The sequence below is a fragment of the Micrococcus sp. KRD012 genome (genome assembly GCF_017168555.1).
GTDB classification, from domain to species: domain Bacteria; phylum Actinomycetota; class Actinomycetes; order Actinomycetales; family Micrococcaceae; genus Micrococcus; species Micrococcus luteus.
This window is the reverse complement of the sequence record NZ_JABFBB010000016.1, coordinates 100,304-107,463: the sequence shown is the minus strand read 5'-3', so window position 1 is coordinate 107,463 and position 7,160 is coordinate 100,304. Positions and strand designations below refer to the sequence as shown.

Genomic DNA, 7,160 nt, shown 5'->3' with positions numbered 1-7,160 from the left:
GGCCATGGCGCCCACGCTAGCGGCAGTTCCCAGCGAATGCCCAGGTCACGGGCGTCATCCACGCACCGGCCGCAGTGGCGGTCCCGTGAGGCGATGATGGTGCCCATGGCCGCCCACTCCTTCGCCCTCGTGCCCTCCTCCTACGTCCTCTTGCTGCGGGGACGGGAGGTGCTGCTGCAGCGCCGGCATCACACCGGGTACATGGACGGGTTCTGGGTGGCGGGCGCCGCCGGGCACGTGGAGCCGGGGGAGGCGGCCCGGCAGGGGGCGGTCCGGGAGACGGCGGAGGAGCTCGGCGTCGAGATCGAGCCTGCTGCCCTCGAGCTGCTGACCGTCATGCAGCGCACGGACGGCACGGACACCCCGCGCGAGCAGCGCGTGGACTGGTTCTGGGCCTGCCGGTCCTGGGCGGGTGAGCCGCGGATCTGCGAGCCCGGCAAAGCCTCCCACCTGGAGTGGTTCCCCCTGGATTCGTTGCCGAGCCCGATTCCGGACTACGAGCGGCTCGTGCTGGAGGGCCTGCGCGACGGCGACCTCACCCCGGACACGGCGGTCGGGTTCGGGGACTGAGGGGCATAGGGGCTCGCCGTCCACCGCCCGGTCAGTCCCGCACCGCCTCCACCACCATGAGCGGGTGCTCGGCGGGGTCGAAGGCCGTGCGGTGCCAGTCTCCGGAGAGCCGTTCCACCCGCAGCCCCGCTGCGGCCAGGTCCGCGCGCACCTGCTCCGCGGAGCGGAACTGCAGGTGCTGGTCCACCTCGGACACCTCCCCGGAGTCGAGGAACTCGGTGCGCACGCGCATCGTCACCACCCCGTGCCGGTCAGGGGCGGAGGTGCGCTCCGACTCGAGGACCCGCCCGGCCGGCATCGTGCGCTCCGTGGGGTCCTGCTGCCAGCCCTCCCACGCGCGCCGGACGGGGTTGCGCGTCTCGAAGACCAGGCGGCCGCCGGGCACGAGCTCCGCACCGATGCGCCGCAGCGACGCGTGCCAGTCGTCGTCGACCAGGTGCATGGCCACGTTGCCGCTCATCACCACCAGGTCGGCGGAGTCCGGCGCGATCAGCCCCGCATCCCCGTGTCGCCACTCGACGCCGTCCCCGCCCGGGCGCGCGCGGGCCGCCGCGAGCATGGCCTCGGCCGGGTCGATCCCGACAACGTCCCGCCCCGGGCCCGCGAGCGTCACCGTCAGGATGCCGGTGCCGCAGCCGAGGTCGACGATGCGGGTGCTGGCCCGCGCGGCCGAGACCTCGTCCGCGACCCGGCGGAAGAACGCGTGGTCCTCGCCCGCGGGGTTGTCCACGTCGTAGATCGCGGCGAGGCGGGCGTCGTCGTAGGTGCGCCGGTTGGCCTCGGCGCGGGAGGGGGCGTCGGTCATGCGCGCAGTCTGTCACCCGGGGCGGGCGCCCCCTGCCGCAGGGCCTGCCCCGCCACGATCAGCAGCATCGCCGCGCCGGCCGCCGCGGCCCCGGCCGGTCCCGCGGCGGGCACGCGGAGCATCGCCGCCAGGGCGCCGACCAGGCCCAGGACCAGCATCGACCCGCCGATCCACCGGAACACCGGCGCGCCGAACGCGCGCGCGAACGGCAGGAAGTGCGCGCCCACCACGGCCGCCACCAGGGCGATCTGCGCCGTCGGCGCGTCTGCGGCCCGGGCCACCAGACGGGTCACCGGGAACAGCAGCAGCATCACGACGACGGCGGCCCCGTACACCCGCAGCGCCCCGGGCGCCGGGGGCGGCAGGGCGGGCAGGGTCCGGCGGCGGAGCAGGACCGCCGCGAGGGCGAAGACGGCGAGGGCGACCGCCGCACTGCGGAGCATGCTCTGAGCGTCGCCGGGCAACCCGGCGATCCCGGCGAGCAGGAAGGCCATGCCGCCGACCACCCCGATCAGCCCGCCGAAGACCACCGGATGACCCGCCCGGCTGATCCCGCGGACGCGCTGGCCGTCCACGATCTGCCTGTGAGCGTTGCCTGTGTGCACCTGTGTCATCGTTCCCCTCCTGCTGTGTGCGACCGGGGCCATCGTGTCACGGCCGTTAGCCTCCTCCCATGCCCTCCGCCTCGATCGACCACGTGCGGCAGGCCCGCCGCGTCCTGTTCCACGGGGTCACGGGGGCCGGGAAGTCCACCGCGGCCGTGCGGCTCGGCGCTGTGCTCGGCCTGCCGGTCACCCTCGTGGACGAGGAGTTCGGCTGGCTGCCGGGCTGGGTCCCGCGGCCGGAGGCCGAGCAGACCGCCCTGGCGGACTCGGTCACGGCGGGGGAGGCCTGGGTGCTGGACTCCGCCTACGGCTTCTACCGGCCGATGGTCATGAAGCGGACCGACGTCGTCATCGCCCTGGACTACTCGCGGGCCCGGACCTTCACGCGCCTGGTGCGGCGCACGATCCGCCGGGTGGTGGGGCAGGGGGAGATGTGCAACGGCAACCGCGAGTCCTGGCGTCGGGTGCTCGGGGAGGAGTCGATCCTGCGCTGGCACGCCGCCACGTTCGACCGCAAGCGGGCATGGGCCCGGGAGCGGGAGGCCGCGGCGGAGGGGGCGCCGGTGCTGCGCCTGAGCACGCCGCGGCAGTGGGAGTGGGTGCTGGCCCGGCTGGAGGGCAGGCGGCAGGCTCCCTGAAGCACGCTGCTCCTCCGGACCTCACGTCGTGCTCAGGACCGCGTCCTCAGGACACGGTCCTGAGCAGAAGGGGAGGTCCTGCGGCCGCCTCGCCCTTCGTCCCGCGCTCTGACAGGGTGGGGCCATGGACGGGATGGAGCGGGAGAAGGTCTGGCACGTGCGGATCGCCGTCGCGGCGGCGCTCGTGGGATGCGCCGGCGTCGTGTCCGGACTGCGGCACGAGCTGGGGCTGGGATGGGCGGTCGGGCTGCTGACGGCGTGCCTCCTGGGCGTGGCCCTCGCCCTGCGCGACGTGCACCACCGGGTGGACCAGGAGGAGGCGGGGCGTCAGGTGTTCTACGCCGGCCGGGGGAGTACGGCGTGGTTCGCGGTGGTGATGGTGGGGGTCGCGATCGTGCCGGGCATGGTGATCCCCCTGCTCGCGGACGGGGCCGCCACGGCGCTGGGTGTGGGACTCTTCGCCGCCGTGCTGACCGCGGCGGCACACGGCGTGCTCGCGGCCACCACCACCGGGGAGCCGCAGCCCGAACCGGTCCCGGTGCCGTTGCGCCGCGAGGACGGCTGAGAATCCGCTGCGGAAGTGACCCTTCTGAGGGCGGTGGCGGTCGCCAGAAGGGTCAGTTCCGCAGTGGATTCGGCGACGCCGGAGCACTCAGGAGCACGTCGGGCGCCGGGCGTCGGACGCTCCCGTGGCACCATCGGCTCATGCCCGAGCGCCCCGCCCCGGGAAGGGGGTGAGGGGGTCAAGGCGGACCTCCGTCGGTCGGGGGAGCCCGTGCTCCCGGACGCCGGCCCGACCGGTCGTCGTGCAGTGCGTGAGGGGAGACTATGCATCGCATGGGTCCCCGTCTAGCCCCCGGTGTGAGGGACGCCGGATGTGCGCTTCGCGCGCGGCGGGGAGGAGTCCTCAGGCGGCCGGTGCCTGACCCCGCACCTGCCGCAGCACCTCGGGGGCGACCGCCGCGGCCCAGTCCTCGTAGCCGGCGCCGTTGGGGTGGAACAGGTCCCGGGCCAGGCGGCTGACCTGGTGCCTCAGATTCCGCCGCCACGTGGCCGCGTGCACGTCCGCCACGCCGAGGCCGTGCCGGGCGGCCACCCGCCGCACCACCGTGTTCGCCCGGCGCACGCGGGCCTCGAACGGCGGGATGCGGAACGTCGGGACCAGGCCCAGCGTGGCGCCGGCGGGCAGGGCGCGGGCGATCGCCTCGAGGGGCTCCTCGAAGGCGGCCTCGCGGAACCGCCAAGCCCAGGTGACGTCGTTGCCGCCGACGACGCACGTCACCGCGTCCACCCCGCTCGCCGGCATGAGGGGCAGCTGATCGGCGAGCACGTCCTTCGCCATGGCCCCGCTGACGGCGAGGTTCACCACCCGCACGGGCCGGCCGGTCTCGGCGGCCACCCGCTCGGCCACCTGGGCCACGTACGTGCGCTCCACGCTCTCGGCCCCGATCCCGACGGCGGCCGAGTCGCCCAGCACCACCCAGGTGAGCGCGTCGGGGTCCGCGCGGGCGGCGAGGGCGTGCCAGTGGGCGCGGTAGTCGGCGTCGTGCTGGGCCTGCCAGCCGGAGGGGGAGGGCATGCGCGCCAGGCTACCGGCGCCCTGACGTGCGGACACGCGGGAGGGCCTCGACTCGGGCCACCTCATGGGCCAGGATTCGGCCATGACGCTCCTCCGGGCCGTGGGCCGCTTCTACGGACGCTACGCGCAGTTCGGCGGCCGGGCCGGGCGCGCCGAGTTCTGGTGGGTGGTGCTGTACCTGTCCCTCGCGTCCCTCGGCATCACCCTCCTGTTCGGGGCGCTCGGGGCGGACACGACGACGGCCGCCCCCTCCGCCGTCGTGTTCCCCGGCTTCGCGGTCAGCGGTCTCAGCGTCCCCGCCGTCGACTCGATGACCGAGGCCTACCAGGCCTTCTCGGGGGTCTGGGGCCTGCTCCATCTGGTGCCCGCCTGGGCGCTGACGGCCCGGCGCCTGCACGACGCCGGGCTCAGCCGCGCCTGGCTGCTCCTGGCGCTGCTGCCCGTGCTCGGTGCGATCGCCCTGCTGGTGATGGTGCTCCAGCCCTCGGATCCGCGGGTGGCCGCGGAGGCCGCCGCGCCGAGCGGTCAGTCGTCGACGACCTGAACGTCCACGCGGATGTTGCCGCGGGTGGCGTTGGAGTAGGGGCAGACCTGGTGGGCGGCGTCGGCGAGCTGCTGCGCCTCGTCCTGGGGCAGGTCCGGGATGACGACCTCGAGGGTGACGGCCAGGCCGAAGCCCTCGCCGGCCTTGCCGATCGAGACGCGGGCGCCCACGGAGGAGTCGCCGAGCTTCTTCTTGGCCTGGCGGGCGACGCTCTGCAGGGCGGAGTGGAAGCACGCGGCGTAGCCGGCGGCGAAGAGCTGCTCGGGGTTGGCGCCGTCGCCGCTGCCGCCCATCTCGGCGGGGATCGCCAGGTCCATGTCGACGCGGCCGTCCGCGGTCCGGACGTGGCCGTTGCGGCCGCCGCCCGTGGCGATGGCCTCGGTGGTGTAGAGGGGCTCGATCTCGATCACGGTGTGCTCCTTGACGGTGTCTGGCCCGGGGTGCCGGGGGCCGCTCGACGGCGGCCACGGTCCAAAGTAGTCCGCGATCAGGTTGTGTGCAATCCAGTTGTCTGCGGGGTAGGTTGTCCGGGTGGACGTCACCCCCCTCGACCTCGACCGCCAGCTGTGCTTCTCCCTCTACCGCGCCAGCCGGGCGGTGACCCGCGCCTACCGGCCCCTGCTCGAGGAGCTGGGCCTCACCTACCCCCAGTACCTCGTGATGCTGGTGCTCTGGCAGGAGGACGGGCCGGTGGGCGTGAACGACATCGGCGCGCGCCTGGGACTCGACAGCGGCACCCTCACCCCGCTGCTGCGCCGCCTCGACCACGCCGGCCTGGTCACCCGTGCCCGCAGCGCCGACGACGAGCGGCGTCGCCTCATCTCCCTCGCCCCCGCCGGCCGGGACCTGCGCGAGGCCGCCGCCGACATCCCCGCACGCATGGCCGACCTCTACCCCGGGCCGGCCGGACAGCGGGAGGAGCTCAAGGCCTTCCTGGACGAGCTGGCCGCGGGACTCGACTGAGCCGGGGCGCGGGCGGGGGCGCAGGATCCCCGCGACCGCCTGCTGTGCTCAGGACCGCGTCATGAGGACGCGGTCCTGAGCACATCGAGCGGTCTTCTCAGGACGCCGCCCGGGCCACCACACCGCCCCGCCCCGACCGCACCGGCGCGGTGCGGCGGTACCAGTCCAGGCAGAAGACGGCGATCAGCACGAGGTCGATCCAGTCGCCGCCGTAGTACATGAGCTGGGCGCCGGCCTGGGCCTCCGCCACGCCCACGCCCGCCGGCGGATGCGCGTAGACGTGCTTGGAGAGGATCGCGTGCAGCGCGAGGAACGCCACGAGCACACCTGCCCGCAGCGGGTGTCCGTGCGGGTGCGGTGCCGGGTCCACCTGCAGGATCGCGGCGGTGAACACCCACCCGGCCAGCAGCACGTGCACGTGCACCAGCAGATGCCCCACCGCGGAGGCATGCATCCAGGCGTGCAGGGGTGTGGTGTAGAGCAGCCACAGCCCGCCGATGTTCAGCAGCCCCGCCACCACCGGGTGCGAGACCACCCGCACGTACGGCGTGGACAGCACCCGGGACAGCCGCCGCGCCCACGCCACGGGCAGGCCCCGCAGGGCCACGGTCACCGGCGCGGACAGCACCAGCAGCAGCGGGGCGAGCATGCCCAGCAGCAGGTGCCCCCACATGTGGGCCGTGAAGTCGTGGTGGCCGAGCACCCCCAGCGGTCCCACCGCCACGACGCCGGCCACCACCCCCGCGGCCGCGCTCAGGGTGCGCGCGTCGGACCAGGCGCGGCCCCGGCGTCGTCCGGCGCGGACCAGCGCCGCATAGGCGACCAGGAACAGCAGGAGTCCGCCGCCGATGACGACGCCGGCCAGCGGGAACGGGGCGCTCGCCGCCTGGGCGCCGAGCTCCGCCCCGATCCCGCCGGGGTGCTCATGCACGGGCGGCCGCCCGGCGGGAGCCGCGCCGCCACGCCAGGGTGCCGATCATGAGGAAGGCGATCGCAATGGCCATCCACACGAGGTCGTACACGAGGATGTCGTCCACGGGCGCGTACGGGCCGGTGCCCTGCAGCTCCGTGGGGATGACCTCGTACCGGATCTGGTGGATCCTCATGAGCTTGTGCTGGACGGTGCCGTCCCACGCCTGGAACGCGCCCGCGCCGATCAGCACCGCCGGCCACCACCGGCCGACGCCGGGGCCGCCGCGGCGTCGCACGTCCGCGAAGAGGAACAGCCCGGCCACGGCGGCGAACCAGCCGAAGGCGTGGAAGAGTCCGTCGGAGACCAGGCCGACGGCCGCGGTGGACAGGTCGTAGAAGTGGTGCCAGTGCAGGAGCTGGTGCAGGATGACCTCGTCGACGAAGGCGGCCACGCCCACCCCGAAGAGGATCCCGGACAGCAGCAGGCGGCGGTGGAGGTCGGGGGCGGGGCGGCCGACGGGCCGAGCCGTGACGGAGGGGGAGG

At 74.7% G+C, this 7,160-nt stretch carries 11 protein-coding genes; 5 read left to right on the top strand and 6 right to left on the bottom strand.

Annotated features, from left to right (window positions below; all coding sequences use genetic code 11):
• The first annotated feature begins 105 nt into the window (after nt 1-105).
• Entirely contained in the window at nt 106-570 is a 465-nt protein-coding gene (locus J1M37_RS07135; RefSeq protein WP_135101201.1) for an NUDIX hydrolase, read from the top strand.
• A gap of 31 nt (nt 571-601) precedes the next feature.
• Here the strand turns inward: J1M37_RS07135 and J1M37_RS07130 are convergent, their stop codons facing one another.
• Nucleotides 602-1,375 carry a class I SAM-dependent methyltransferase gene (locus J1M37_RS07130; RefSeq protein ID WP_145950789.1) on the bottom strand — a complete coding sequence of 258 codons (774 nt, stop codon included), beginning with the start codon at nt 1,373-1,375 and terminating at the stop codon, nt 602-604.
• Complete coding sequence (locus J1M37_RS07125) at nt 1,372-1,989, bottom strand: hypothetical protein (protein ID WP_036341240.1); 618 nt, start codon at nt 1,987-1,989, stop codon at nt 1,372-1,374. The genes J1M37_RS07130 and J1M37_RS07125 overlap by 4 nt, the downstream gene beginning before the upstream one ends.
• 59 nt (nt 1,990-2,048) lie before the next feature.
• On the opposite strand from J1M37_RS07125, the gene J1M37_RS07120 reads away from it, so the two are divergent.
• Together J1M37_RS07120 and J1M37_RS07115 are read left to right on the top strand one after the other, a co-directional pair.
• Entirely contained in the window at nt 2,049-2,618 is a 570-nt protein-coding gene (locus tag J1M37_RS07120; RefSeq protein ID WP_049145716.1) for an adenylate kinase, read from the top strand.
• Between the two features lie 124 nt (nt 2,619-2,742).
• Nucleotides 2,743-3,183 carry a hypothetical protein gene (locus J1M37_RS07115; RefSeq protein WP_010080019.1) on the top strand — a complete coding sequence of 147 codons (441 nt, stop codon included), beginning with the start codon at nt 2,743-2,745 and terminating at the stop codon, nt 3,181-3,183.
• A 342-nt stretch (nt 3,184-3,525) separates the two neighbouring features.
• Here J1M37_RS07115 and J1M37_RS07110 read toward each other — a convergent pair whose 3' ends face one another.
• Nucleotides 3,526-4,197 (bottom strand): SGNH/GDSL hydrolase family protein, encoded by a 672-nt coding sequence (locus J1M37_RS07110; RefSeq protein ID WP_010080009.1) that lies wholly within the window; start codon nt 4,195-4,197, stop codon nt 3,526-3,528.
• Nucleotides 4,198-4,279: 82 nt separating this feature from the next.
• Between J1M37_RS07110 and J1M37_RS07105 the strand changes: the two genes are divergently transcribed.
• Nucleotides 4,280-4,741, top strand: coding sequence for a DUF805 domain-containing protein (locus J1M37_RS07105; protein ID WP_134377374.1), 462 nt, complete (start codon nt 4,280-4,282; stop codon nt 4,739-4,741).
• On the opposite strand, the gene J1M37_RS07100 is transcribed toward J1M37_RS07105, so the two are convergent.
• Nucleotides 4,723-5,151 carry an organic hydroperoxide resistance protein gene (locus tag J1M37_RS07100; RefSeq protein WP_036341242.1) on the bottom strand — a complete coding sequence of 143 codons (429 nt, stop codon included), beginning with the start codon at nt 5,149-5,151 and terminating at the stop codon, nt 4,723-4,725. The two genes, J1M37_RS07105 and J1M37_RS07100, sit on opposite strands and share 19 nt — an antisense overlap.
• 121 nt (nt 5,152-5,272) lie before the next feature.
• Between J1M37_RS07100 and J1M37_RS07095 the strand changes: the two genes are divergently transcribed.
• On the top strand, nt 5,273-5,704 hold the full coding sequence (locus tag J1M37_RS07095; protein WP_012751108.1) for a MarR family winged helix-turn-helix transcriptional regulator: 432 nt from the start codon (nt 5,273-5,275) through the stop codon (nt 5,702-5,704).
• Between the two features lie 97 nt (nt 5,705-5,801).
• On the opposite strand, the gene J1M37_RS07090 is transcribed toward J1M37_RS07095, so the two are convergent.
• Together J1M37_RS07090 and J1M37_RS07085 are read right to left on the bottom strand one after the other, a co-directional pair.
• Nucleotides 5,802-6,635, bottom strand: a complete 834-nt coding sequence (locus tag J1M37_RS07090) for a cytochrome c oxidase assembly protein (RefSeq protein ID WP_010080013.1) — start codon at nt 6,633-6,635, stop codon at nt 5,802-5,804.
• Nucleotides 6,628-7,160, bottom strand: a 533-nt coding sequence (locus tag J1M37_RS07085; RefSeq protein ID WP_241250925.1) for a DUF2243 domain-containing protein, incomplete at its 5' end; no start/stop codon positions are given. The genes J1M37_RS07085 and J1M37_RS07090, both read right to left, overlap by 8 nt.